24 protein-coding genes and 1 pseudogene are annotated in these 25,879 nt (G+C 59.1%); 20 read left to right on the top strand and 5 right to left on the bottom strand.

Going from position 1 to position 25,879, the window contains the following annotated elements; all coding sequences use genetic code 11:
• Positions 1-68: 68 nt before the first annotated feature.
• Positions 69-866 (bottom strand): alpha/beta hydrolase, encoded by a 798-nt coding sequence (locus WA367_RS01370; protein WP_442935511.1) that lies wholly within the window; start codon positions 864-866, stop codon positions 69-71.
• A gap of 177 nt (positions 867-1,043) precedes the next feature.
• Between WA367_RS01370 and infC the strand changes: the two genes are divergently transcribed.
• From infC to WA367_RS01330, 8 genes are all read left to right on the top strand, one after another.
• Positions 1,044-1,580 carry a translation initiation factor IF-3 gene (gene infC / locus WA367_RS01365; protein ID WP_336055497.1) on the top strand — a complete coding sequence of 179 codons (537 nt, stop codon included), beginning with the start codon at positions 1,044-1,046 and terminating at the stop codon, positions 1,578-1,580.
• 253 nt (positions 1,581-1,833) lie between these two features.
• Positions 1,834-2,034 carry a 50S ribosomal protein L35 gene (gene rpmI, locus WA367_RS01360; RefSeq protein WP_336055012.1) on the top strand — a complete coding sequence of 67 codons (201 nt, stop codon included), beginning with the start codon at positions 1,834-1,836 and terminating at the stop codon, positions 2,032-2,034.
• 32 nt (positions 2,035-2,066) lie between these two features.
• The gene (rplT, locus tag WA367_RS01355; RefSeq protein ID WP_336055011.1) at positions 2,067-2,468 is read left to right on the top strand and encodes a 50S ribosomal protein L20; all 402 of its coding nucleotides are present in this window, start codon (positions 2,067-2,069) and stop codon (positions 2,466-2,468) included.
• 220 nt (positions 2,469-2,688) lie between these two features.
• The gene (gene pheS / locus WA367_RS01350; RefSeq protein ID WP_336055010.1) at positions 2,689-3,774 is read left to right on the top strand and encodes a phenylalanine--tRNA ligase subunit alpha; all 1,086 of its coding nucleotides are present in this window, start codon (positions 2,689-2,691) and stop codon (positions 3,772-3,774) included.
• Between the two features lie 3 nt (positions 3,775-3,777).
• On the top strand, positions 3,778-4,014 hold the full coding sequence (locus WA367_RS01345; protein WP_336055009.1) for a DUF4160 domain-containing protein: 237 nt from the start codon (positions 3,778-3,780) through the stop codon (positions 4,012-4,014).
• Positions 3,953-4,270, top strand: a complete 318-nt coding sequence (locus WA367_RS01340) for a DUF2442 domain-containing protein (protein WP_336055008.1) — start codon at positions 3,953-3,955, stop codon at positions 4,268-4,270. The genes WA367_RS01345 and WA367_RS01340 overlap by 62 nt, the downstream gene beginning before the upstream one ends.
• A 77-nt stretch (positions 4,271-4,347) precedes the next feature.
• Positions 4,348-6,753 carry a phenylalanine--tRNA ligase subunit beta gene (pheT, locus tag WA367_RS01335; RefSeq protein WP_336055007.1) on the top strand — a complete coding sequence of 802 codons (2,406 nt, stop codon included), beginning with the start codon at positions 4,348-4,350 and terminating at the stop codon, positions 6,751-6,753.
• A 24-nt stretch (positions 6,754-6,777) separates the two neighbouring features.
• Positions 6,778-7,764 carry a Gfo/Idh/MocA family protein gene (locus WA367_RS01330; RefSeq protein ID WP_336055006.1) on the top strand — a complete coding sequence of 329 codons (987 nt, stop codon included), beginning with the start codon at positions 6,778-6,780 and terminating at the stop codon, positions 7,762-7,764.
• A 13-nt stretch (positions 7,765-7,777) separates the two neighbouring features.
• Here the strand turns inward: WA367_RS01330 and WA367_RS01325 are convergent.
• Positions 7,778-8,209 (bottom strand): annotated as a pseudogene (locus WA367_RS01325) (cell wall hydrolase); the annotation flags it as partial.
• 515 nt (positions 8,210-8,724) lie between these two features.
• On the opposite strand from WA367_RS01325, the gene dnaK reads away from it, so the two are divergent.
• From dnaK to WA367_RS01280, 9 genes are all read left to right on the top strand, one after another.
• The gene (gene dnaK, locus WA367_RS01320; protein ID WP_336055004.1) at positions 8,725-10,647 is read left to right on the top strand and encodes a molecular chaperone DnaK; all 1,923 of its coding nucleotides are present in this window, start codon (positions 8,725-8,727) and stop codon (positions 10,645-10,647) included.
• 69 nt (positions 10,648-10,716) lie between these two features.
• Positions 10,717-11,859, top strand: a complete 1,143-nt coding sequence (locus WA367_RS01315) for an acyltransferase family protein (protein WP_336055003.1) — start codon at positions 10,717-10,719, stop codon at positions 11,857-11,859.
• 128 nt (positions 11,860-11,987) lie between these two features.
• Positions 11,988-13,109 (top strand): molecular chaperone DnaJ, encoded by a 1,122-nt coding sequence (gene dnaJ / locus WA367_RS01310; protein ID WP_336055002.1) that lies wholly within the window; start codon positions 11,988-11,990, stop codon positions 13,107-13,109.
• 33 nt (positions 13,110-13,142) lie between these two features.
• Positions 13,143-13,754 (top strand): phospholipid N-methyltransferase PmtA, encoded by a 612-nt coding sequence (pmtA, locus tag WA367_RS01305; protein ID WP_336055001.1) that lies wholly within the window; start codon positions 13,143-13,145, stop codon positions 13,752-13,754.
• 71 nt (positions 13,755-13,825) lie between these two features.
• Positions 13,826-14,416: an NADPH-dependent FMN reductase gene (locus tag WA367_RS01300; protein WP_336055000.1), complete on the top strand. Its 591-nt coding sequence runs from the start codon at positions 13,826-13,828 to the stop codon at positions 14,414-14,416.
• Between the two features lie 3 nt (positions 14,417-14,419).
• Positions 14,420-15,118 (top strand): orotidine-5'-phosphate decarboxylase, encoded by a 699-nt coding sequence (gene pyrF, locus WA367_RS01295; RefSeq protein ID WP_336054999.1) that lies wholly within the window; start codon positions 14,420-14,422, stop codon positions 15,116-15,118.
• A gap of 11 nt (positions 15,119-15,129) precedes the next feature.
• The gene (locus WA367_RS01290) at positions 15,130-15,423 is read left to right on the top strand and encodes a DUF1330 domain-containing protein (RefSeq protein ID WP_336054998.1); all 294 of its coding nucleotides are present in this window, start codon (positions 15,130-15,132) and stop codon (positions 15,421-15,423) included.
• Positions 15,424-15,586: 163 nt separating this feature from the next.
• Positions 15,587-16,807, top strand: coding sequence for a polyhydroxyalkanoate depolymerase (locus WA367_RS01285; RefSeq protein WP_336054997.1), 1,221 nt, complete (start codon positions 15,587-15,589; stop codon positions 16,805-16,807).
• 244 nt (positions 16,808-17,051) lie between these two features.
• Positions 17,052-17,660 (top strand): transglutaminase-like cysteine peptidase, encoded by a 609-nt coding sequence (locus WA367_RS01280; protein WP_336054996.1) that lies wholly within the window; start codon positions 17,052-17,054, stop codon positions 17,658-17,660.
• Positions 17,661-19,213: 1,553 nt separating this feature from the next.
• On the opposite strand, the gene WA367_RS01275 is transcribed toward WA367_RS01280, so the two are convergent.
• Positions 19,214-20,746, bottom strand: a complete 1,533-nt coding sequence (locus WA367_RS01275) for a YifB family Mg chelatase-like AAA ATPase (RefSeq protein ID WP_336054995.1) — start codon at positions 20,744-20,746, stop codon at positions 19,214-19,216.
• 146 nt (positions 20,747-20,892) lie between these two features.
• Positions 20,893-21,837 (bottom strand): glutathione synthase, encoded by a 945-nt coding sequence (gene gshB, locus WA367_RS01270; RefSeq protein ID WP_336054994.1) that lies wholly within the window; start codon positions 21,835-21,837, stop codon positions 20,893-20,895.
• 202 nt (positions 21,838-22,039) lie between these two features.
• On the opposite strand from gshB, the gene WA367_RS01265 reads away from it, so the two are divergent.
• The 3 genes from WA367_RS01265 (at position 22,040) to WA367_RS01255 (ending at position 25,147) form a co-directional block, all read left to right on the top strand.
• Positions 22,040-23,407 (top strand): putative bifunctional diguanylate cyclase/phosphodiesterase, encoded by a 1,368-nt coding sequence (locus WA367_RS01265; protein ID WP_336054993.1) that lies wholly within the window; start codon positions 22,040-22,042, stop codon positions 23,405-23,407.
• Positions 23,408-23,504: 97 nt separating this feature from the next.
• Positions 23,505-24,272: an SDR family NAD(P)-dependent oxidoreductase gene (locus tag WA367_RS01260; protein ID WP_336054992.1), complete on the top strand. Its 768-nt coding sequence runs from the start codon at positions 23,505-23,507 to the stop codon at positions 24,270-24,272.
• Complete coding sequence (locus WA367_RS01255; protein WP_336054991.1) at positions 24,269-25,147, top strand: SMP-30/gluconolactonase/LRE family protein; 879 nt, start codon at positions 24,269-24,271, stop codon at positions 25,145-25,147. The genes WA367_RS01260 and WA367_RS01255 overlap by 4 nt, the downstream gene beginning before the upstream one ends.
• Before the next feature lie 40 nt (positions 25,148-25,187).
• On the opposite strand, the gene WA367_RS01250 is transcribed toward WA367_RS01255, so the two are convergent.
• Positions 25,188-25,547 carry a septal ring lytic transglycosylase RlpA family protein gene (locus WA367_RS01250; RefSeq protein WP_336055496.1) on the bottom strand — a complete coding sequence of 120 codons (360 nt, stop codon included), beginning with the start codon at positions 25,545-25,547 and terminating at the stop codon, positions 25,188-25,190.
• Between the last annotated feature and the right edge of the window lie 332 nt (positions 25,548-25,879).

Raw genomic sequence — 25,879 nt, 5'->3', positions numbered from 1 at the left:
CCGCATGAATGAGATGGGGGGCGAATAAAGCGTTTTCAAGGTAAACGCGCTCAAATCGCACCTCCTGTTTATCCCGCTCGCTTCTCCACCTGCTCGATCAATCCTTCCGCGACACGCAGGATCATCTCGATGTCCTGAGGGCGTGAAAGCCTGTGATCGCCGTCCCGGATGAGGGAAAGGGTAACGTCATCGGCGGGCAGGTGTTCGACCAGCTTCATCGCATGAGCATAAGGCACATCGGGATCCTTCATGCCCTGCAGGATGTGAACCGGACAATGCGTGTCGATGATGCCGTCAAGAACGCGGTTTTTCGCACCATCTTCGAACAGCGCGCGCGTGTAGATGTTGGGCTCGTCGGAATAGTCGGACGGCTCGCGCAGCACGCCTTCCTCCTCCAGCATCTTGCGCTGGCCGTCACTGAGCTGAGGCTCCATCAGCTCGGTCGTGAAATCGGGAGCAGGTGCAAGTAGCAGAAGGCCTCCGATGCGTGCTCCATCATTTGCCTTGTGCAGTTCCTGGATCATGCGCAGCGCAATCCACGCGCCCATGCTCGATCCGACAAGGATCTGGGGGCCGGACGTGAATTCACGGAAGACCGCAAGGCTTTCGTCAAGCCAGCGTGAGATCGTGCCATCCTCGAATGCACCGCCGGATTCACCATGGCCGGAATAGTCGTGGCGCGTCATCGCAAGCTGCTTCGATTCCGCCCATTCATCAAGCGCAACGGCCTTCGTGCCGCACATGTCGGATCGATAGCCGCCAAGCCAGACGAGACCGGGGCTGCCGCCGGTGCGATGGCGCACCGCGATGCGCGTTCCATCCACCTCGATCTGTCGCAACTCGCTTCCCGACACGGCACTCTCCATGACTGTTGAATCGAAATTTGAACCCTTTTGCGCACAAAATCAGCCACTACATAGCGCTTGCAGCGTGATTCTTGCCTATGCTTATGCTATTGACAGCCATCCCGCAAAACGCACATAGGCGACAACCTGCTGCGCCGGGTAGACAAGATCCGTCAATGATTTGAGGAGACAACGACCATTCGCAGACCATTCAAAGCGCCTCCTACGGTCAAGGAAGGACCGCGCTCCAACCGCGAGATTCGCGTACCGCGCGTCCAGCTGATCGACGACGAAGGCAACAATCGCGGCGTCGTCCCGACTGACGAAGCCCTGCGTATTGCACAGGATGCCGGGCTCGACCTCGTGGAGGTTTCGCCGAATGCCGAACCGCCGGTGTGCAAGATCACCGATCTGGGCAAGCTGAAATACCAGAGCCAGAAGAAGGCAGCCGAAGCGCGCAAGAAGCAGAAGACCGTCGAGATCAAGGAGATCAAGATGCGTCCGAACATCGACACCCATGACTATGAGGTGAAGCTGAAGGCTGCGCGGCGTTTCTTCGAGGCTGGCGACAAGGTCAAGGTGACCCTGCGCTTCCGTGGCCGTGAGATGGCCCATATGGAACTGGGCATGAAGCTGCTCAATCGCGTACGCGAAGAGGTGGAAGAGATTGCCAAGGTCGAGGCCGAGCCGAAGCTCGAAGGCCGTCAGATGATGATGGTCCTGGCGCCGCGCTGATCAGCGCCGCCCGATCTTCAAGACATGAAAGAGCGGATCGCCTTGGACGGTGGTTCGCTCTTTCTTGAGTTCAGCGACACTGAATCCGGTTGCGTACCGCTTTCCCTGTCGCTATAACGCCGCGTCCCGAACCGGCCGGCAGGGCATGCCGTGTCGGTTCCAAATGCTGAAAATGCTCGATTTCCGGTTCAATGTCCCCGCAAGTCGGTGGCCGAACACAAACGGGTTCGAGCGCATAAAACGGAGAAGCAAAATGCCCAAGATGAAGACGAAGTCTTCGGTCAAGAAGCGGTTCAAGGTTACCGCCACCGGCAAGGTCAAGGTCGGTGCTGCTGGCAAGCGCCACGGCATGATCAAGCGTTCCAACAAGTTCATCCGCGATGCGCGGGGCACGATGGTCCTGTCCGAACCGGACACCAAGATCATCAAGAAATACATGCCCTACAGCTTCTGATTAAAGCGGACGAGATTTAAGGAGATCATGCAATGGCACGCGTAAAGAGGGGCGTAACCGCCCACGCCAAGCACAAGAAGGTTCTGAAGTCCGCCAAGGGCTTTTATGGCCGTCGCAAGAACACCATTCGTGTCGCCAAGCAGGCGGTCGAAAAGTCGATGCAGTATGCTTACCGCGACCGCAAGGCGCGCAAGCGTAATTTCCGCGCTCTGTGGATCCAGCGTATCAACGCTGCTGCACGTGAGCATGGCCTGACCTATGGCCGCCTCATCGACGGTCTGAACAAGGCTGGTATCGAGATCGACCGCAAGGTCCTGTCCGACATGGCCATCCACGAGCCGCAGGCATTTGGCGCGCTGGTGAAGCAGGCCAAGACGGCGCTCGAATACCTGAAAGACACGACGCCGAACCAGTTTGAAAGCGCTGTAGCCTAAGCCAGCGCTTCCCCAAGCTGATGATTTAAGGGAAACCCGCGCTGGTTCTGCCGGCGCGGGTTTTTCTTTGACTGGTGCGAAATTGCGTACGCCGCGCATCCCTTGAGGACTTGCCTTGAGCGCGCGCGGGGTTGAAATACGGGCCGCTGCGGGGCAGTCAGTGGCAGGCAAATTCACCGGCGCACCGAAGCGCCGAAGACGGGCGGTTCAAGGAAAGACGATGACTGATCTCGAGCAACTGGAAAAATCGATCCTCGACGAGATTGCAAATGCCGCGGATGAGCAGGCCCTGGAAGCCGTACGTGTGGCGGCCGTCGGCAAAAAGGGCTCCGTCTCCGAAAAGCTGAAGACGCTTGGTTCCATGTCGCCCAAAGAGCGCAAGGAAATGGGTCCGGCGATCAACGGTTTGAAGAACCGCGTGATGGAGGAGATTGCCGCCCGCCGCTCAGTGCTGCGTGAGGCCGCCATTGCCGAACGTCTGGAGCGCGAGCGCGTGGACATCACGCTGCCCGTGCCGCAGGCCCCGGCCGAGCGCGGACGTATCCATCCGATCAGTCAGGTCATCGACGAGATTGCCGCCATCTTCGGCGACCTCGGCTTCTCCATCGCCGAAGGCCCGGATATCGAGACCGATTACTACAACTTCACGGCGCTGAATTTCCCGGAAGGCCATCCGGCCCGCGAGATGCACGACACCTTCTTCTTCCCGCCGGATGAAAAAGGCGAGCGCAAGCTTTTGCGCACGCACACCTCGCCGGTGCAGATCCACACGATGGAAGCGCAGGAGCCGCCGATCCGTATCGTGATCCCGGGCAAGACCTATCGCCAGGATTCCGATGCCACCCACACGCCGATGTTCCATCAGCTCGAAGGGCTTGTCGTCGACAAGACCTCAACCGTCGGCCATCTGAAATGGGTGCTGGAGGAGTTCTGCAAGGCGTTCTTCGAAGTGCCTTCGATCAATATGCGCTTCCGCCCGTCCTTCTTCCCCTTCACCGAGCCGAGCTTCGAACTCGATATCCAGTGCGACCGCTCGACGCCGGGCGAGGTACGCATCGGCGAAGGCTCGGACTGGCTGGAAATTCTGGGCTGCGGCATGGTCCACCCCAATGTTCTGCGCCATGCAGGGCTTGATCCCGACGTCTATCAAGGCTTCGCCTGGGGCATGGGCATCGACCGTATCGCCATGCTGAAATACGGCATGCCTGATCTCCGCGCCTTCTTCGATGCCGACCTGCGCTGGATCGAGCACTACGGCTTCCGCCCGCTCGACATGCCGACTTTGTTTGGTGGATTGAGCAGCTAGGCTATGCCAACGCTGCTCGAGTGGAGAGGCTACAAGTTTCGTTTCTATTCATCCGATATGTATGAGCCACCGCATATACATATCGCAAAAGACGGGGCTTCAGCGAAAATCTGGCTGCACAGTTTGGAGGTTGCCTATGTTCGGGGTTATAATGAGCGGGAAATGAAGGCTCTCCAGGATGTCGTGGCAAAGCATCGCGAAAGATGGATTGGAGCATGGAATGACTTCTTCGGACTTTGAAACGGAGGCCATGCGTCCTGTATCGGTGCAATGCGATGACACGTTCCTTTACATCACGCTCGCTGACAGCCGGCAGATTCGCGCTCCACTCTGGTGGTATCCATTTCTCTACAAGGCTAAACCCAGCCAACGTGCGAAAGCGGAACTTGAATTCGCAGGCATATGGTGGCCCGACCTCGACGACGGCATTTCGGTGAAAGCCGTATTGCTCGGTTGGAAAGCGCCCGGGGCAACAGAGCCGCAACGCGCAGCCTGAACAAACTCATCTAAAAGACTATTCCTCATGGAGCTCAATATATCCTCAGCTCCGCTTTCACGACGCGAGACAGACGAATGAAATTCACGCTCTCCTGGCTCAAGGATCACCTTGAAACCGACGCCACGCTTGAAGAGGTGGTGGCCAAGCTGACCGAGATCGGCCTTGAGGTCGAGGAGGTGGACGACAAGTCCGCGCTCAAGCCGTTTCGCATCGCAAAGGTTTTGAGTGCGGAAAAGCATCCCGATGCCGACAAGCTGCAGGTGCTTTCGGTGGATACGGGCGAGGGCAAGCCGGTTCAGGTCGTCTGCGGCGCTCCCAATGCCCGCGCAGGCCTCGTTGGTGCTTTCGCCGCACCAGGCACCTATGTTCCGGGCATCGATGTCACGCTGTCGGTCGGCAAGATCCGTGGTGTGGAAAGCCACGGCATGATGTGTTCGGAGCGCGAGCTACTTCTTTCCGACGCCCATGAAGGCATTATCGATCTGCCCGAGGATGCGCCTGTCGGAACAGCCTTTGCCGAATGGGCCAAGCTGGACGATCCGGTCATCGAGATCGGACTTACGCCAAACCGTCCGGATGCGACCGGTGTCTACGGCATTGCGCGTGACCTTGCCGCAGCAGGTCTGGGCAAGCTGAAGCCTGGCAGCGTCGCGGCCGTTTCCGGCAGCGGCGACACGCCGGTCAAGGTTGCCATCGAGGCGCCGGAACTCTGCCCCGGCTTTGCATTGCGTGCCGTGCGCGGCGTGAAGAACGGCGCGTCACCGAAATGGATGCAGCAGCGCCTGATGGCGATCGGCCTGCGCCCGATCAACGCGCTGGTGGACATCACCAACTATATCACCTTCGACCGCGGTCGCCCGCTCCACGTCTTCGACATGGCCAAGGTGAAGGGCAACCTCACCGTGCGCCGCGCTAAGGACGGCGAAAAGCTGCTTGCGCTTGACGAGCGCGAATATGAGCTGACCTCCGACATGTGCGTCATTGCGGACGATAATGGCGTTGAATCCATCGCCGGTATCATGGGTGGCGAGCATTCCGGCTGTGACGAGAACACCACCGACGTGCTGATTGAATCGGCTCTCTGGGACCCGATGAATATCGCGTCCACCGGTCGTGCGCTCGGCATCATCACCGATGCACGCTACCGTTTCGAGCGGGGGGTTGATCCGGAATTCATGGTGGATGGCCTGGAGCTTGCAACGCGCCTTGTGCAGGAAATCTGCGGCGGTGAGGCAAGCGAGCGGCAGGTCGAGGGCTACAAGCCACACGAGCCCAAGACCATCTCCTTCCCCTATTCGGAAGTTGCCCGGCTGGGCGGCATCGAGATCGAGCCGAAGACTTCCGCCGACATTCTCACTCGCCTTGGCTTCAAGGTTGAAGATCATGGCGGAACGGCAACGGTTTCGGTCCCTTCCTGGCGTCCCGATGTCGAAGGCAAGGCCGACCTCGTTGAAGAGGTTCTGCGCATCAATGGCGTGAACGAGATCAAACCCGAGCCGCTGCCATCCTTTGGCGCGGTGAACAGCCGTATCCTGACCACACTCCAGATCCGCACGCGCCTCGCGCGCCGTGCGCTGGCTGTGCGCGGCATGGCAGAAGCGCTGACCTGGTCATTCGTCTCGGCCAAGGAAGCCGAACTTTTCGGCGGTGGTGCGGAAAATCTGCGCCTGTCGAACCCGATCGCATCCGACATGTCCGACATGCGGCCATCGCTGCTGCCGGGTCTCCTGAAGGCTGTGCAGCGCAATGTGGATCGCGGCCGTGCCGACATCGCAATGTTCGAAGTCTCGGGCACCTATGAGAGCGACGCGCCCAAGGGCCAGCGTCGTGTCGCATCCGGCGTGCGCCGCGGCACCGCTCACATGGAACGTCAGGGCCGCGACTGGTCAGGCAATGCAGGGCCGGTCGGCGTGTTCGACGCCAAGGCAGATGCTTTGGCCGTGCTGGAAGCCTGCGGCGCACCGGCTGACAAGCTGCAGGTCGTGGCGGAAGCCCCGTCCTGGTACCATCCGGGCCGTTCAGGCACGATCCGTCTTGGACCGAAGATCATCCTGGCAACCTTCGGCGAGTTCCACCCTTCGACGCTGGAAGCTTTGGATGTGGATGGCCCGCTCTGCGGCTTCGAGGTCTTCATTGATGCGATTCCCGAGCCGAAGCAGAAGGCGACGCGCTCGCGCGGAAAGCTGGAAATCTCGCAGCTTCAGGCTGTCACACGCGATTTCGCCTTCGTGGTCGACAAGACCGTGGAAGCAGCCACCATCACGCGCGCCGCGGCAAGTGCCGACAAGAAGCTGATCACCGGCGTAAATGTCTTCGATATCTTTGAAGGTGCGTCGCTCGGTGAAGGCAAGAAGTCCGTTGCGATCGAGGTTACCATCCAGCCCAGCGACAAGACGTTGACCGATGAGGACTTCGAAGCGCTGGCGGGCAAGATCGTCCAGAATGTGGGCAAGCAAACCGGCGGCTCGCTGCGCGGCTGATTTGTACGAATAAGGGAGGCAGTCATGCTGCGTTGGGGAATTTTGTCGACGGCCAAGATCGGTCGGGATCAGGTGATACCGCAGATCATCGATGCCGAAGACAATGTGGTGACCGCTATTGCCAGCCGCGATGCTGCGCGCGGGCAGGTGGTGGCCGACCGTTTCGGCATTCCCCATGTCTTCGGATCCTATGATGAGCTTCTGGCAAGTGAAGAGGTGGATGCGGTCTATATTCCGCTTCCCACGTCCCAGCATGTCGAGTGGGCGGTGAAGGCCGCGGATGCCGGCAAGCATGTGCTGGTGGAAAAGCCGCTCGCGCTGAATGCTGACGATATCAAGCCGGTGATCGAGGCGCGCGACCGCAACAAGGTAGTGGTGTCCGAGGCCTTCATGGTGACCTATCACCCTCAATGGCAGAAGGTGCATGACCTGATCGCGGGCGGCGCGATCGGGCGCTTGCGCCATGTGCAGGGTGCCTTCACCTATCACAATGTCGATCCCGACAATATGCGCAACCGGCCCGAGCTCGGCGGTGGCGGCCTGCCGGATATCGGCGTCTATCCGACCGTGACCACCCGTTTCGTGACGAAGACGGAGCCGCAGCGAGTTCAGGCGGTTGTCGAGCGCGATCCGAAATTCGGTACCGATATCTATGCAAGCGTCAAAGCGGATTGCGGTGACTTCGAACTGAGCTTCTACGTCTCCACCCAGATGGCTGCCCGCCAGACCATGGCGTTCCATGGCGACAAGGGCTTCATCGAGGTTGATACGCCGTTCAATTCACGTGTCTATGGCGATGATCGCGTGATCCTGCATGACCTGACGCATGGCACCTCCACGACATTCCGCTTCGGCGACACCCGTCAGTACCGCCTGCAGTCAGAAGCCTTTGCCAAGGCCGTGAAGGGTGAAGAGGTCCAGCTTTTCTCGCTGGAAGAATCGGTGAAGAACCAGCGCTTCATCGACGCCATCTTCCGCGCCGGCGAGCATGAGGGCTGGGAGACGGTTTGAGCGCCGTCTGGCCTCACATCCGCTTCAGCACACGGTCGCTTTCAAAGAAGATGTGGGTACCGATCCGACCTACATGGCGCAGCTTGCGCGCCCAGACCGGGCGCACATAGGTCGCGTGATAATGCGTTGCGCGGTGAAACGGCGCGATGCTCTCCAGAATTTCGCGCTCCGCCATGTCGCAATCTGCGCACAGCATTGCCTTCGAAAGCGCATAGGCCTTCTGCCATGCGCGCGCATTGCGCGGCATATCGGAGACCCGGTCGCAGGTGAAGGAAAACTGGCAGCGGTTCAGCCGGTAGGCGTTCTGGTAGATCACCCCGCAGATGCTCGATGGATAGACCTTTGAACGAACCCGGTTGAGGATGACCTGAGCGACAGCCGCCTGGCCCGCAACGCTTTCCCCACGTGCCTCGTGATAGATCCCGAGCGCAAGACATTTGGCTTCGATATCGGCACCGATGCGGGTGGCGGTTGGAATTTCAAGCTGCCGCCTTGCCAAAGGCATCGCTACCGCTTCCTGCACAACCTGCTGAACCGCACCGGCAGCCAGGCTGCCTATGAAAGGTGATGCATTCGCAACGTTCGCCGCAAGTGCAAACGCGGCAATGCAAAGCGCCCTCAAGCTTCGCATTTCAACTCCCGCACACAGATATTGTTAGCGCGGAAGTTGCATTACTCGTCTGAATATGAGGTCACTTCAGGTGTCGTGATTTTACGTTCGGTGTTAAGCACCTCGTAACCAGTGTCGGCTGGCGGAAAAACACCGGGCTGTTCACCCATCGCGGATGGATTTCCTGCCATTCATCGCCTTGCGCAATAAAATGACGGTTCTTATATACGCCGCAACGTCGCGGACTGACGCGGGACAAAACCCTGCGCGCCGCGGGTTTTCTTGTGACAGGGGCTGTCGCCTGGAACGCCTGAATGGGTCCTGACGGTCTGCTTAGTGGAGAGAAGAAAATGGCAAAAGTAATCGGCATCGATCTTGGAACCACCAATTCCTGCGTCGCCGTCATGGACGGTAAGGACGCCAAGGTGATCGAGAATGCAGAAGGCGCGCGTACCACGCCGTCCATCGTCGCTTTTTCCGACCAGGATGAGCGTCTCGTAGGCCAGCCGGCAAAGCGTCAGGCGGTCACCAATCCCGAAAACACGCTGTTCGCAATCAAGCGTCTGATCGGTCGTCGCTTCGAGGATCCGACGGTGGAGAAGGACAAGAAGCTTGTCCCCTACCAGATCGTGAAAGCCGACAATGGTGACGCATGGGTCGAGGCCCATGGCGAGAAATATTCGCCTTCGCAGATTTCCGCGATGATCCTTCAGAAGATGAAGGAAACGGCCGAGTCCTATCTTGGCGAGAAGGTCGAGAAGGCCGTCATCACCGTTCCGGCCTACTTCAACGACGCCCAGCGTCAGGCCACCAAGGACGCCGGCAAGATCGCCGGTCTTGAGGTCCTTCGCATCATCAACGAGCCGACTGCTGCGGCGCTCGCCTACGGCCTCGACAAGAAGGACGGCAAGACGATTGCCGTGTACGATCTTGGCGGCGGTACCTTCGACGTTTCGATCCTCGAAATCGGCGATGGCGTGTTCGAGGTGAAGTCCACCAATGGTGACACCTTCCTTGGCGGTGAAGACTTTGACATGCGTCTGGTCAACTACCTCGCCGACGAGTTCAAGAAGGAAAACGGCATCGACCTGAAGGCCGACAAGCTGGCTCTGCAGCGCCTGAAGGAAGCTGCCGAAAAGGCCAAGATCGAGCTTTCCTCCTCGTCGCAGACGGAAGTGAACCTGCCCTTCATCACGGCAGACCAGTCGGGTCCCAAGCACCTTGCAATCAAGCTCACCCGCGCAAAATTCGAGAGCCTCGTCGAGGATCTCATCAAGCGCACCATCGAGCCCTGCAAGGCAGCGCTCAAGGATGCTGGCCTGAATGCCGGTGAAGTGGACGAGGTAGTTCTGGTCGGCGGCATGACCCGCATGCCGAAGGTTCAGGAGACGGTGAAGAACTTCTTCGGCAAGGAGCCGCACAAGGGTGTGAACCCCGATGAGGTCGTTGCCATGGGCGCGGCCATCCAGGCCGGTGTTCTCCAGGGCGACGTGAAGGACGTTCTGCTTCTCGACGTGACCCCGCTTTCGCTGGGCATCGAGACGCTGGGCGGCGTGTTCACCCGTCTCATCGACCGCAACACCACGATTCCGACCAAGAAGAGCCAAGTCTTCTCGACGGCTGAGGACAATCAGAACGCCGTGACGATCCGCGTCTTCCAGGGTGAGCGCGAGATGGCTGCCGACAACAAGATGCTCGGACAGTTCGACCTCGTGGGCCTGCCGCCCGCACCGCGTGGCGTGCCGCAGATTGAGGTGACCTTCGACATCGACGCCAACGGCATCGTGAATGTCTCGGCCAAGGACAAGGGCACCGGCAAGGAGCAGCAGATCCGCATCCAGGCTTCCGGTGGTCTTTCCGACGATGATATCGAGAAGATGGTCAAGGACGCCGAAGCCAATGCCGAGGCCGACAAGAAGCGTCGTGCGCTGGTTGAAGCCAAGAACCAGGGTGAAGCCCTCGTTCACTCCTCCGAGCAGTCGCTCAAGGACTACGGCGACAAGGTTTCCGAGGAAGACCGCAAGGCCATCGAAAACGCCATCGCCGAGCTGAAGACGGCTCTTGAAGGCGAAGACGCCGAAGCCATCACTGCCAAGACCCAGGCCCTTGCCGAAGCTTCGATGAAGCTCGGTCAGGCCATGTATGAGGCCCAGCAGACGGAAGCTGCCGAAGCAGACGCTTCCGCAGATGCCGCCGGCGAGGCCAAGAAGGACGACGACGTGGTCGACGCCGACTTCGAAGAAATCGACGAGGACGACAAGAAGTCAGCCTAAGTCGTTTCCGACAAGTACTATGCGGGCCCGGTTGCGAGAGCAGCCGGGCCTTTATCTTGGAATTAACATTTGTGGCAGATCATCCGCTCCCGTTACGTCAGGCCGGGGCTGCAGATGATCCGCTATCGCCTGTTCGAGATCTGGCGGTTCATGGCCGCTCTCTTGATCATGCTCTATCACTTCGGGCATTTTGCGCCGTCCGACGCCCTTTGGGTCAAGGATGGTCTGGAGCTGCTGCGCCCGCTACTCGACCTGTTCTTCATCATCTCCGGTTTTTTGATCTTTGATCGCTACGGCGAACGTGTGCTGGAAGCGCGCGCTTATGGAGCATACCTCTTCAAGCGCCTCGTCCGCCTCTATCCGCTGCATCTTGTGACACTGAGCTACTTTGTGGCTGTGGGTCTGGCCGTGGAGCTGGGCCTTTCCAACACGGGTGGCGGACTGGATCTGTTTCAATGGGAAACGCTTCTCACCAATCTCCTGCTCATGCAGGGCTGGGGCCTGAACGACAATCTGACATTCAATTACGTTTCCTGGTCACTGTCGGGCGAGTGGCTGGCCTATCTGCTCCTGCCCATCCTGGCACTTGCATGGCGGATTGCCGGGCTGGCGGGCCTGGCATTGATGACGATTGCCAGCTATGGCGGCCTCGAATTTCTAGTTGCCAGCGGGCTGATGCCCGAGACGCATTGGGTCTATGCCGACACCTGGGGCGCATACAGGGTCTTCGCGGATTTCGCCCTTGGTGCTCTGCTTGCCATGCTGGCACGCAAATGGCCGCTGCACAGCTCCGGCAGCCGTCTCGCGGCGTGGATTGCGCTTCTTGTCTCCTGCATGCTGATGACGCTCGATATCAGTGTCTATGTTTCCATCGCCGTACTTGCTCTGGCCGTCTACCTGGCGGCGCTTGCCGAACTGGTCGAGCCTGAAAGATATACCTATCCGGCGTTTCTTCGCCCTGCGGCTGCAGTCTCATTCGGCGTCTATTTGTGGCACCCGGTCACCGAGAGCATCTTTTTCTCCTACATCTGGAACAAGTACCTGCTTGGGGCGCCCGCAGGCGTTTTCTTCGTCTATGTCGCGGCGGTAATGGTCATCACGGTGGGGGTGGCGATCCTTTCCTTCGTGCTTTTTGAGAACCGGATCGCGGACCGGCTTCTTGTCTGGTCTGGTTTGCACAAGCCCAAAGGTGCGGTTTCTCCAGGTCTGTGAGCGCAAGCAGGCCGTGATCGGCTGGCAATCTCACGGAAACTATGGCATTCGCCTGCAGCGATACCTAAATTGCGTGCACGAAACACGGAGCGGCAATCGCTCCCGCTTAACCAGCGAGTCGCAAATTCATGAAGGCAGACTTTTACGAGACGCTCAGCGTGTCGCGAAACGCCGACGAGAAAGAACTTAAGAGCGCATTTCGCAAGCTCGCCATGAAGTATCACCCGGACCGCAATCCCGGTGATGAAGAGGCGGAGCGCAAGTTCAAGGAAATCAACGAGGCCTACGAGACGCTGCGCGACCCACAGAAGCGTGCGGCCTATGATCGCTTTGGCCATGCGGCCTTCGAGAATGGTGGCATGGGCGGCGGCCAAGGCTTCGGCGGTGGCGGCTTTGCCGACATCTTCGAGGATATTTTCGGCGACATGATGGGCGCGCGCCAGCGCCGTTCCGCAAGCCGCGACCGCGGCGCCGATCTTCGCTACAACATGGAGATCAGTCTGGAGGAGGCCTTCACCGGCAAGACCGCCCAGATCCATGTTCCGACCTCCATTGCCTGTGACGAATGTTCAGGCTCCGGTGCCAAACCCGGCACTTCTCCAAGCCAGTGCGGCCTGTGCCACGGTTCCGGCCGTGTGCGTGCGGCACAGGGCTTCTTCTCCATCGAGCGCACCTGCCCGCAATGTCATGGCCGCGGCCAGACGATTTCGGATCCTTGCGCCAAGTGCTCCGGCCAGGGCCGCGTCACCGAGGAGCGTCAGCTCTCGGTCAATATTCCAGCCGGCATCGAGGACGGAACGCGTATCCGCCTTGCTGGCGAGGGCGAAGCGGGCTTGCGCGGTGGCCCCTCGGGGGACCTGTATATTTTCCTCTCTGTTAAGCCGCACGAATTCTTTCAGCGCGACGGCGCCGATCTTTACTGCAAGGTTCCCATCTCCATGACGACAGCAGCCCTTGGTGGTGCCTTCGAGGTTGCAACACTGGACGGCACGCAGACACGCGTAAAAGTGCCGGAAGGCACGCAGAACGGCCGTCAGTTCCGCCTGCGCGGCAAGGGCATGCCCATTCTGCGCCAGCCGCAGGTTGGTGATCTTTACATCCAGGTCGCCGTAGAAACGCCGCAGAACCTGAACAAGAAACAGCGGGACTTGCTTGAAGAGTTTGAAAGAATATCTTCTAAGGAGAACAGCCCGCAATCAACCGGCTTTTTCTCGCGCATGAAGGACTTCTTCGAGTCATTCAGCGAGTAGGGTGCGGAGCGCGCGATTTGGGAGAGGACATGAATGGGTAAAGATACCGGGATGCGCAAGTCGCTCGCCAAGCGGTTTGACGAAGAGTTGCGGTTTTTCCGCGGCTGGATGGACAAGCCCAAGGCGGTTGGCGCTATCGCTCCGACCAGCGGTATCACGGCCCGACGCATGGCCTCTGTCATTACTGAAAACACGCAGGACCTAGTTTTGGAATTGGGGCCGGGCACTGGCGTCATCACCAAGGCCATACTCGAACGCGGCGTGAAGCCGGAAAACCTGATCTCAGTCGAATATTCGGCGGATTTCGTAGAGCGCCTGAAGTCCGACATGCCGGGCGTAAATTTCATCCACGGCAGCGCGTTCGAACTTGATAAGGTATTGGCGCCTTGGAAAGGCCGCCGCCGGTTTGACAGCGTCATCTCGGCCATTCCGATGCTCAACTTTCCGCCCGAAGAGCGCGTGGCGCTGCTTGAGCAGTTGCTGGACCTGATGCCTGCCGGCAGACCCGTGGTGCAAATCACCTATGGGGCGCTTTCTCCAATACCGGCCAATCGGGGCAGCTACAGCGTTGAGCGTTTCGACTTTGTCGTGCGCAACATTCCGCCGGCGCATCTTTGGGTCTATCGCCGGGATCTGCGCAGCTGAGTTGATCTGTACGGCTTGCATTGCATCCGGCAGCTACTATACCGGCTGCCAGGAAGCTGAAAGGAGCGGTCGTGACGGCACGCATACTCGTTTTCGCCGGATCAATCCGCGCTCACGCATTAAGCGGCATCACAGCAGATGCCGCCACGCGTGAGTTGGCCCTGCAGGGGGCGGAAGTCACCCGCATTTCACTCGCCGACTACCCGCTGCCGATATTCGATCAGGATCTCGAGCGTGAGAAGGGCGTACCCGACAATGCGGTCAAGCTCGCCTCGCTGGTGGCATCGCATGACGGCTTTCTCATTGCCACACCTGAATACAATGCCTCGCTGCCTCCGCTTCTGAAGAACGCGATCGACTGGATCAGCCGTGTGAAGCAGGATAGTTCCGGCCGCGCCATTCGTGCATTCTCCGGCAAACCAGGGGCCATATGTTCATCCTCGAACGGTGCCTTCGCGGGCATCCGCGCAGCCAACCACCTGCGCGCGGTTCTGGTGCATTGCCAGGCCGAAATCGTCTCTGCCCAATGTTCCGTAGGGCGTGCGCAGGAGGCATTCGACGAGGCAGGCAATCTGACAGATGAAGCAACCTCCAAAAAAATGGCAACCACTTGCCGCGCGCTTCTGGAAGCAGCGAGCCTGGTACGGCAGAGAAGGACTTGAATTATGACGGCTGACATGCGCGACCGGCTGATCGTGGGGCTGGATATCCCGACCGTGGCTGAAGCTGAAGCCATGGTAAATCAGTTGGGCGATGCAGTTGGTTTCTACAAGGTTGGCTATCAGCTCGCTTTCGCCGGTGGCCTGGAATTCGCGCGCGATCTTGCTGCTGACGGCAAGCAGGTCTTCCTCGACATGAAACTGCTCGATATCGACAACACCGTTGCCAAGGCAGTCGAGAACATTGCGAAGATGGGCATGACGATGCTGACCATCCATGCCTATCCCAAGGCCATGCAGGCCGCGGTCGAGGCAGCCAAAGGGTCTGGCCTTTGCCTTCTTGGCGTCAGTGTTCTTACCTCCATGGACGCGGCCGATCTGGAAGATGCAGGCTACAGCATTTCACCGGAAGAACTTGTCCTGCGCCGCGCCCGTCAGGCGCGTGAAGCACGCATGGGTGGACTTGTGTGCTCGGCTGCGGAAGCAAAGGCGGTACGCGCCATTGTGGGCGATGAACTTGCCGTGGTCACGCCGGGCATCCGGCCCGCCGGTGCGGCGCGTGGCGACCAGAAGCGTGTGGTAACGCCCGCCGATGCCATCGCCGCTGGTTCAAGCCATCTCGTGGTTGCCCGCCCAATTATTGCTGCGGATTACCCCAGGGCGGCAGCAAGCGCCATTCTTGCCGAGATGGAAGCAGCAGCCTGAAGGGGGCGATAATGCCGAAAGCCTATTGGATCGCCCGTGTCGATGTTCGAGATGCGGAACGCTACAAGGATTATGTCTCCACCGCCAAGCCTGCCTTCGAGCGCTATGGCGCCCGCTTTGTGATCCGTGGCGGCGACTATGAGGTGATGGAGGGCTCGGGCAGAAGCCGCAATGTGGTGATCGAGTTCCCGGATATGGAGCACGCCCGCGCTTGCTATGCCTCACCCGAGTACCAGGCCGCGAAAGCCATTCGCCGCGAGGTTTCGCAGGCGGATCTCATCATCATCGAAGGCTATGAGGCATAGGCGAATAGCCGCTGGTTTTGCCCGTATGTTGCATTGCAGCATAAAGCTGGTAGTGTCTGCGGGAAATCCGGGCCAACCTCCCTCATTAAGCTGAGCTGTTGGAAGAAGCGGCCCCTCAGCCACGCAAACCCTTTTTTATGAAGGGTTTTGCTAAAGGGGCACCATGTTCTACCACCTTTTTGAGATGAACCATGCGGCGCTGCAGCCGGCCCGTGCTTGCGCGGAAGCGATGCGCCAGTTCTATGGCAATCCCGAAAATCCTGCTTCGGCTACACCTCTTGGCCGCTCCATGGCCGCTGCAGCCGAACTATTCGAGCGTACGACACGCCGCTATGCCAAGCCGCAATTCGGCATAGACCGGACCACGGTCCGCGGAGAGGATGTCCCTGTCAGGCAGGAAGTGGTCTGGAAGAAGGCCTTCTGTCAGCTTCTGCATTTTCGCAAGGAGGCTGAAGGTCCGCACCAGCCACGTGTACTCATCGTTGCGCCGATGTCGGGGCACTACGCGACATTGCTCCGCGGAACGGTCGAGGCAATGTTGCCTCATGCCGACATCTACATCAGCGATTGGGTTGATGCGCGGATGGTGCCGCTTTCACAGGGGCAGTTCGATCTGGATGATTATATCGACTATGTCATGGAAATGCTGTCCCATCTGGGGCCAGGAACACATGTCATGGCCGTTTGCCAGCCTTCCGTGCCGGTTCTTGCCGCTGTCAGCCTCATGGAAGCACGCGGTGACGAGAACGCTCCGGCCAGCATGACGCTGATGGGGGGGCCGATTGATACGCGCAGAAACCCGACCGCGGTAAACCGCCTCGCCCAGGAGCGTGGCATCGACTGGTTCAGAAACAATGTCATCATGCAGGTGCCCTGGCCCAATCCCGGGGTGATGCGCGATGTTTATCCAGGCTTTTTGCAGCTTTCAGGCTTCATGAGCATGAATCTCGACCGTCATCTCAACGCGCACCGCGAGTTCTTTCTCCACCTTGTGAAGAATGACGGCGAGCCTGCTGAGAAGCACCGCGAGTTCTATGACGAGTATCTTGCGGTGATGGACCTGACGGCCGAGTTCTATCTCCAGACGGTGGAAACGGTCTTTATCAGCCACGCTCTGCCGAACGGCGCGATGACGCATCGCGGGGAACCAGTCGATCCTTCCGCGGTCACAAATACGGCTCTGATGACCGTCGAGGGTGAAATGGATGACATCTCAGGTGTAGGGCAGACCCACGCCGCTCATGAGCTGTGTAGAAATCTCTCCCAAGCCAAACGCGCCCATCACCTGCAGCCCGAAGTGGGGCATTATGGCGTTTTCAACGGAAGTCGGTTCAAAGAAAGCATTGCACCCCGAATAATAAGCTTCATGAACAGTCATGATTAATAAAGGTTAACGGGGTGGTTTTGTAGTCATCCCTCTTGATTCGCTACTTTCTGGTGTAAATGCGAAATATCAGCTTCAGGCACGGCAATAATCTATAGCATTTATGCAACAATGCTGTGGGATGAACTGTTTCCACCCGCCTTTCAGCCGCAAAAGGCACATTAATCCGCCACTCTAATTGACAGCCCCTCCGTTTGGTTCCTTAACTTAGTGTTAAGAAACTAAATAAATTGGGAGCGGCGGAATGGCTTCTCAGAGGGTTGGGTTTGCAGTTGCGTTTTCATTGGTCATAAGTGCCTTGTCGGCAGGCAGTGCCGGCGCAACATCCGCTTTGGCCACCGGGGGCAAAACCTCACAGCCGATCGGCCACTATGATTTTTGCAAGGCCAATCCACGAGAATGTGCCATGCGCGTCGGCAAGATCCAGCCTGCGCGCATGACAAACGGTTTGATGCGCAAGCTGCAGCAGGTGAATAGCCGCGTGAACCGGGCGGTGAAGCCTCTCAATGATATCGACATCTATGGTCGTGAAGAGGTGTGGACCTATCCGGTCAAGGGTGTGGGTGATTGCGAGGATTTCGTTCTGGAGAAGCGCCGCATGCTCAATCGTGCGGGCATCTCGCTGGGCAATCTCCTGATCACGGTCGTCCGCAAGCGTGACGGAGAGGGCCATGCGGTGCTGACCGTGCGCACCGACAAGGGCGACTTCATTCTCGACAATCTGCGCAATGATGTTCGCCTTTGGAATCAGACCGGCTATCGCTTCCTGAAGCGCCAGTCGAGCGAGCATACGGGGCAGTGGGTGAGCCTGCGCGAAAGCACCAATCCACTTGTTGGTGCAGTGCGACAGTAGCTCATCCGTTGAATGGGTGGGGCAGAGAGGGCGCAGCCAGGCTGCGCCCTTTTTTCAATAGCGGTGATTGCGCATTGGCCGCATCGGCCTGCTCTGCGCTCGGAACAAGCTCCCAAACCGGAGATATATCAACTCCGACAGGGCGCTGATGCGCTTTTTACCAGATCTGGAGCAGCGACGGCACTTCACGCGTGAGGCTGCGGTCAGAACTGCGCCTCCCCGCTTCAGTTGGAATGCCAACTGCAAACAAGGCGCGGGCATAAAAGGATAGAGGCAAGCAATGTTCACCTTGGCCCGCAACGAGGGCCATTGGCGATCGAGAGCAATTTCCAACATCGCTTTCGGCGCGTGGACAGTGCCAGGCGCAGATCCAACCTGCCCTGCTGGTATAGCATCGGTGATACAGCTTCATCGAAGCTGCACCTCACGCTGGAGAGAGATGCCGCGTTATGCTCTGAAGGAGACGGATGGGGTCAGTCCTGGACCCCAAGCTGCTTGCTGAAACTACATCCTAAGCCACGGGTCGATGCTTGCCGAGGCAGCCGTTTCCGACCGTGAGGCGAGAGCAGTTCCTTCACGGCCTGGACACGTTCGCCAAGGAAGCCAACCAGATCAAGTGCATCGGAAGGTGCTTCCGGCACGTCATCTTGCAGAGGCAGCGAAACCCTCCGGATCTTCAGGACGAACTCGACACTATACACGCAAGCTGCAGTCTGCTTGCGGGAGCCTCTGATCGTCAGCAGATATGCCGTCAGTCCTAGCCCTAAAAATCAAATGAGTATAACAAATATATCAGAAGAAGTTTGCGTTCTGGATCTGAGAGAAGGCGAAGGTTCTCGCACTTCATCTGAAACTTCAGAACGGTAATCGCCGATAACCCCGGATGTAATTGACCGGCCAGTCTTGTAGCTCCAGTATTTGAGGTGAGAACTGCCAATGGACGAGCCACAAGCGGCAGACACGCACTGCAGAAGCTTTCCAGCGATTGGCCGAACTTGGCAGGCTGCCTCGTGTGACCTTAAGAGCTTGCACCCCCTTTCCTTGCGGCCATGCGACAGCTCGTTGCCTTGTCAAATGGATGCAATCGAGCTCATCGGAGCTGCCAATACCACCGAAGCGCTCCGCACTCGCTCTCGGCCCGGGCGCGCTCGCTTTACACCGAAAGCCATCGCTCCGGAGTCTAACGCTATGCAGGGGCCCGACCGTTCTCCGCAAACAGCAAGCGGTTGCGCTGCCTGACAAGGCCACCGGGATGTCTTGTAGGGGTCGTCAAGAGAAGCCCGGGCGGGGAGGCGTGCGCGCCTACTATTGCGGTTAGGCAATAGTTCGTTGCCTCGGCCAGCTACCTGTAGAGTGAATGCCGGCGAAAGGGGTTGGCAACAGCGCGTCAGTATCAGAAGGCCGAAGCGCTCTTGATCTGCCGCTTGTCACTTCGCCGGAGCCAGAGATGAGTTGTGCGGCTTCACACTCTCTCGAAACCGCAAGGCCCTCCGCAGCCAGACCCGTGCGGCTGTGTATTGTGCACCTCGGGTAAGGTAACCGAGAGGGTTCACTCAGGCGGCTTGCGCAACTTTTCCCGCGGCCATGCGATAACCGATTGCCTCTGCCAAATGGATGCGGCCGAGATGTTCGGAACCATCAAGGTCCGCAAGGGTACGTGCCACCTTCAGGACCCTATGATAGGCGCGGGCGGAGAGAGCCAGCTTTTCGCTTGCTTCCTGCAGAAGCGCCACACCGTCCCTGTCGGGAACGGCAACCTCTTCGATGAGCGCTGCAGAGCAGCGTGCATTGGTCGTCCAGCCGGGCAAGCCGCGCTCCACGAAACGCTGCCGTTGCATGTGCCGCGCCATGGCAACGCGTTCGGCCACCAGCGCGCTGGGCTCGGCTTTTCCAGGCGTGATCAGGTCTGCGGCGGTAACGGCCGGAACCTCTATGCGCAGATCGATGCGGTCAAGGAAGGGACCCGACAATCTCGCCTGATATTCGCTCTGGCAACGCGGGCCGCGGGCGCAGCGATGGCCTGGCTCGCCTGCCATGCCGCAGCGACAGGGGTTCATCGCTGCAATCAATTGGATCTGTGCGGGATAGCTGACGCGGTGGCTGGCGCGCGCGATCACGCATTCACCGGTTTCCAGCGGCTGGCGCAGGGAATCGAGCACTTGCGGCGTGAATTCGGGCAGTTCGTCGAGGAAAAGCACGCCGTGATGGGCGAGCGAAACCTCTCCGGGGCGGGCGCGTGTGCCACCGCCAACCATCGCAGCCATAGATGCCGAGTGATGGGGCGCGCGGAATGGGCGCCGATCGGTGAGACGTCCGTCCGCCAGTTCGCCTGCGATGGAAGCCACCATGGAACATTCCAGAAGCTCTTTCGGTTCCAGCGGCGGCAGGATCGAGGGAAGTCGCTGGGCCAACATGGACTTGCCCGCTCCGGGTGGCCCGACCATCAGAAGATTGTGACCTCCGGCGGCGGCAACTTCCAGCGCGCGCTTCGCACTCTCCTGCCCCTTGATGTCCGCAAGGTCGGGCAGCGCGGTTGCCGCGGGCCCAAGTGCGGCTTCAGGACGCGAAAGCACTTGCGTGCCACGAAAATGATTGGCCAGCGCGATCAGGCTGCGCGGTGCCAGAATGTCTATGTCTGAACCGGCCCATGCAGCTTCAGAGCCACAGGCGTGCGGACAGATCAGACCTCGGCCCATTGCATTTGCGCCAATGGCGGCGGGCAGCACGCCTGCCACCCGCGCCACACCGCCATCAAGCGCAAGTTCGCCCAATACAACGTAATCTTCCAACGCGTCGGACGGTATGGCACCCAGTGCTGCCATGAGGCCAAGTGCGATGGGCAGGTCATAATGGCTGCCTTCTTTCGGGAGATCGGCAGGCGCGAGATTGACCGTCACCTTTTTGGGCGGCATGGAGAGGCCTGATGCATGAAGTGCGGCCTGCACCCGCTCCCGGCTTTCGGCCACCGCCTTGTCACCAAGGCCCACGATCTGCATGCCCATCTTTCCGGGCGCGACCATGACCTGCACATCAACAGGCACTGCCTCGATGCCCTGAAACGCGATCGTTCTAACCCGCGATACCATCCCAAACCGCCCCCGGTCTCTCCCAAGCAGCCAACAAGTGGTTGCAATCGGCGCGATGAAAGCACGTCAGGCGGGTCGGTGCAAGAACGTTATGGGAACAAACTTCTCGTAGAAGTGGAGATATTGCGTGGCTGCGCTCGTTGCGGTCAGGCCTGTCGACGCTTCTCAACGGCATCCCAGAAGAGTGCTGCGATGTCCGCTCCACCGAATTTCTGCACCTCGCGCACGCCTGTGGGTGAAGTCACATTGATCTCGGTCAGATAGTCACCGATCACATCGATCCCAACCAGCACAAAGCCGCGCTCGCGCAGTGCAGGTCCGATGCGTGCGCAGATTTCCCGCTCGCGCTCGGTCAGTTCGGTCGCTTCCGCACGGCCACCCACATGCATGTTGGAGCGCGAATCGTGCTCTGCTGGTACGCGGTTGATGGCACCGACGGGTTCGCCTTCGATCAGGATGATGCGCTTGTCGCCGCCGCGCACTTCCTTCAGATAGCGCTGCACGATGAACGGCTCGCGAAAGGCCTGCATGAACATTTCGAGCAGTGCGGAGAGGTTGCGGTCCGCTTCCTGCAGATGGAATATGCCCGCGCCGCCATTGCCGTAGAGCGGCTTCACGATGATGTCCCCGTGCTCCTTGCGGAAGGCCTTCACTGCCTCCGCATCGCGGGTGATCAGCGTCTCAGGCATCAGATCTGCAAATTCGGTGACGAAGATCTTTTCCGGGCTGTTGCGCACCCATGCCGGATCATTGACCACCAGTGTCTGGGGGTGGATCAGGTCCAGTATGTGGGTGGTGGTGATGTAATTCATGTCGAAGGGCGGGTCCTGGCGCAAGAGCACCACGTCCATTTCCGCCAGATCCATCTGCCGGGCTTCGCCGAGCGTGAAGTGATTGCCTTGGACGTCACGAACTTCCATCGGCTCAAGGACGGCCAGCGCCTTTTTACCAAGCTGCGACAGGCGGTCTGGCGTGTAGTGAAAGAGCTGATGTCCCCGTGCCTGCGCTTCCAGGGCCAGTGCAAATGTCGTGTCACCGGCGATGGAGACGGTGGAGATGTGATCCATCTGGAATGCGATCTTCAAAGACATCGTGCAGGCTCCGTGAAAACTGGGCGGCAGATGACGCCGCCGCACCCTCCGTGTCAAGGAGGGCAGCTTCGCGAAAAAGGCCCGCAACGCGGGCGAAAAATTCACCAGCGAAGAAAATCTCACGAAATTGTTATGGGCGATACGTTTCGTCAATATTTCGCCTTCATTGTTACCGGTAACAAATGAGAAGCAGGAACAAATCATGCCTTCCAGCCAGGCTGCTTCAGCCTCTGCACTTTCGGGAGAAGAGTTGCAGCTGACCGATCATCTGACCGGTCTGGGAAATGCGCGCCGTTTCTATGACAAGGTGGGACGGCTGATCGCAGATCGTGCTGACGATCCCGCTCCCTTCGCCATAGCCATTCTTGATCTCGACGGCTTCAAGCCAATCAACGATCTGTTCGGGCGCAGCGCTGGCGACGAAATCCTGCAACAGGTCGCAATGCGTCTTCGGGCTGCAATGGATGACCACTCCACCGTGACGCGCATCGGCGCGGATGAATTTGCGGTGCTGTATCCCATGGTCTTTAGCGAGGAATCCGCCGAAGACCATGTGCGGATGCTGATTGAAATCCTGTCGGCACCCTATGACATCGGCTACCGCACTGCCCGCCTTTCGGCATCGGCCGGTTGCTCCCTCTATTACTCGGAGGAAGAAACAGCCGACCTTCTGGTCAACAAGGCCGAAACGGCCCTCTATCAGGCCAAGCGCTCGGGACGAGGGCGGGTGGTCGTCTATACCCGCGAGATGGAGGAAGCCGCCAAACGCGTCACCCGCATCGAGCAGGCACTGCGCCGGGCCGTAGCTGCCGGCGAGGTCGAGCCGCATTTCCAGCCCATTGTTGATCTGGCGACCCGCGAAACGATCGGCTTCGAGACGCTGGCGCGCTGGACTGATCGTGATCTGGGCTTCGTTTCCCCCGGCGTCTTCATCCCGATTGCCGAAGAACGCGGCATCATAGGCCAGCTTTCGCAACTGGTACTCAGGAAAGCAACCGAGGCAGCCCGCGATTGGCCGGAACATCTCTTCCTCTCCTTCAACCTGTCGCCTTCACAGCTGGTCGACCACAATACCGGCCTTCAGGTGCTGTCTATCCTGGAGCGGACCGGCTTCAGTGCACGCCGTCTGGAGATCGAGATCACCGAGACGGGCCTGATGACCGATCCGGCATCGGCCGAAAAGATCGTGCATGAGCTGAAGAGCATGGGGATCCGCGTCTCGCTTGATGATTTCGGGACAGGACAGTCGAGCCTGGGGCGTCTGCGCGATTTCCCCTTCGACAAGTTGAAGATCGATCGCGCCTTCGTCTCATCCATCCTTGACGACCGTCCTTCCGAGCACATCATTCGTGCCATTCTTGCCATGTGCGAGGGACTGGGCATGGAGGTCGTTGCAGAGGGCATTGAGGAAGAAGGACAGGCCGCACGGCTTGTGGAGTTCGGCTGTGCCGGTGGACAGGGTTATCTGTTCGGAAAGCCATGCAACGCGGAAGATACCTCGGCCTTTCTGCGCCAGAATCTCCGCAACATGCGTACAAAGCCGCCACTGCCGCACGCAATGATCCGCTAGTTTCGCCCGAGAGAGCCTGACAAATGCTGCGCGGTTGATTAGAACCGGTGCGCAGGCGGCCATTCGTGCCGTTTACATTCCAAACGAGGAGGGGCGCATGGAGCCGGAAACGAAGTATTCCGATCTCAAGGACTTGTCTGTACTGATCACCGGAGGCGGTTCAGGAATTGGCGCAGCCTTGACCGAGGGGTTTGTCGCCCAGGGTGCCAAGGTCGCATTTATCGACATTGCCGAAGATGAAAGTCGCAACCTCTGCGAAACACTCCAAAAGCGCTACGCGCGTACGCCCCTTTTTCTCAAGGCCGACCTTCGTGACATTGACGCGCTGAAGGAGGCGGCTGCCAAGGCCGAACAGGCTCATGGACCGGTCATGGTGCTGGTCAACAACGCCGCCTGGGACGACCGTCACGAGATCGAGGCGGTAACTCCTGAATATTGGGACAACAATCACGCCATCAATCTGAAGCCGCAATTCTTTGCGGTCCAGGCTGTGGTTGGCGGCATGAAGGCGGCCGGACGCGGCGCCATCGTCAATTTCACCTCGACGTCCTACATGCTCAACCACCATGCCATGCCCGCCTACACGGCGGCAAAGGCGGGCATTGTCGGTTTGACGAAGGGCTTGGCAGGCGCATTGGGGCCGCACGGCATCCGCGTCAACGCCATCGCGCCCGGTTGGGTGATGACCGAGCGCCAGAAGGAGCTTTGGGTCACGAAGGAAGGGGTCGAAAACACCCTTGAACGCCAGTGTCTGAAGCGTACGCTTGAGCCGGAAGACATGGTCGGTCCGTGCCTGTTCCTGGCGTCGAAGGCCGCAAGCGGCATGACGGCCCAGACAATGATCGTGGATGGAGGCATCCTGTGAGTGAACCAGCCGTATCCGTGCTTTGCGAGACCGTTTGCGAGCTTGGCGAGGGGCCAAGCTACGAGGCCGAAACGCAAACGCTCTACTGGTTTGACATCGTTGCAAGCCGCCTGCACTCCCTGCATCTGGCAAGCCACGAGACCAATGTTCTGGAACTGCCCTTCCTGGCCAGCGCCATCGCGCGGGTGGATGATGAAAAGCAGTTGTTCGTGACAGAGCATGGACTGCACTTGCGCAATCGCCAGTCTGGTGAGTGGGAAGTTCTCTGTGCGGCAGAAGAAGACAACCCGCAGACCCGCTCCAATGATGCACGCGTGCATCCGAGTGGCGCCATTTGGTTCGGGACCATGGGCAAGAATGCCGAGGATGAGGCCGGAGCGATTTATTGGTATCGCGCGGGCGAACTGAGGCAGCTCTATCCACGCATCACGATACCCAATTCGATTTGTTTCTCGCCGGATGGTGCGATCGCCTATTTCGCCGATACCCGTTCAAACCGTATGTATCGCGTTGCGTGCAACCCGGATACCGGCCTGCCGGTCGATGAGCCCATCCTAACCGTCGAAGGAAACGAGATGGTTGGCGGCATAGACGGATCAGTCTGTGATGCGGAGGGCACGGTCTGGAATGCGCGCTGGGGCGGTGCACGGCTGGATGCATGGTCACCGGATGGTCAGTTCTTGCGCTCGGTCACCATTCCCGCACGACAGGCCACCTGTCCGGTCTTTATAGGAGACAACGCCGAGCGGCTTGCTGTTACATCCGCGGCTGCGGGATTGGACGAAGCCGCTCGCGGCGCTGACCCCGAGGCGGGAAAGCTGTTTCTCATCGACATGCCCGTCAATGGAAGGCTTGATCCCGCAGTGGTTGTTTGAAGCATCAGACGGGATCGGATGGAACCGATCCCGGCCGGGCTCATTTCACAGCTTCAAGACAGATTTTGGTGTGGCCGGCTCTGATAAAGCCGAGCTTTGATGCGGCTGCCTTCGAGAGGTCGAGAATTCGACCTTTGGCAAAAGGTCCGCGGTCGTTGATGCGAACGACGACGGCTTTGCCATTGGCGGCATTGGTAACCTTGATCTTGGTACCAAAAGGCAGTTTCCGGTGGGCTGCCGTCATTGCGGCCGGGTTCATGCGTTCACCGGATGCTGTCGTGGATGTCAGCGCATACCAAGAGGCGCTGCCGCATTGGGCTTGAGCAAGCGTCGGCAATGCTGCCGTGAAGGCAAGGGTACTCAAGGCAAAGGCGGCGCGCCGAAAGTTGCGTTGGCTCATTGTGTATTCCCGAAATGTTTCTGATGTTGTCCGGCGCTTAGCGGCCAAATGGGGCGCTGGCTGGGCAAGATCAGAAGAGTCGGGATCAGGCTGCGCCAGGCGCTTCGATCAGCTCTTGGTCTGCTTCACCTGGAACATCCGCAACACGCATCTTGGTCTTGCGGAAATGATCTATGAAATAGTGTGCGAGATCTGCCGGATTGAGTGGGCGTGCAAAGTAGAAGCCCTGAAGCTGCTGACAGGCGATACTGTCCGTCGTCAGAGGTTTTGAGCAGTTCGGCGGCCTGATCTAGTGGAGGCTCTGGCTCATCAGGGTTTTCATCTTAAGCGGC

This window comes from Nitratireductor sp. CH_MIT9313-5 (assembly GCF_037029545.1).
Taxonomy (GTDB): Bacteria; Pseudomonadota; Alphaproteobacteria; order Rhizobiales; family Rhizobiaceae; genus Chelativorans.
Note: the sequence above shows the minus strand (reverse complement) of the source record. Positions and strands in the feature narration are given on the sequence as shown.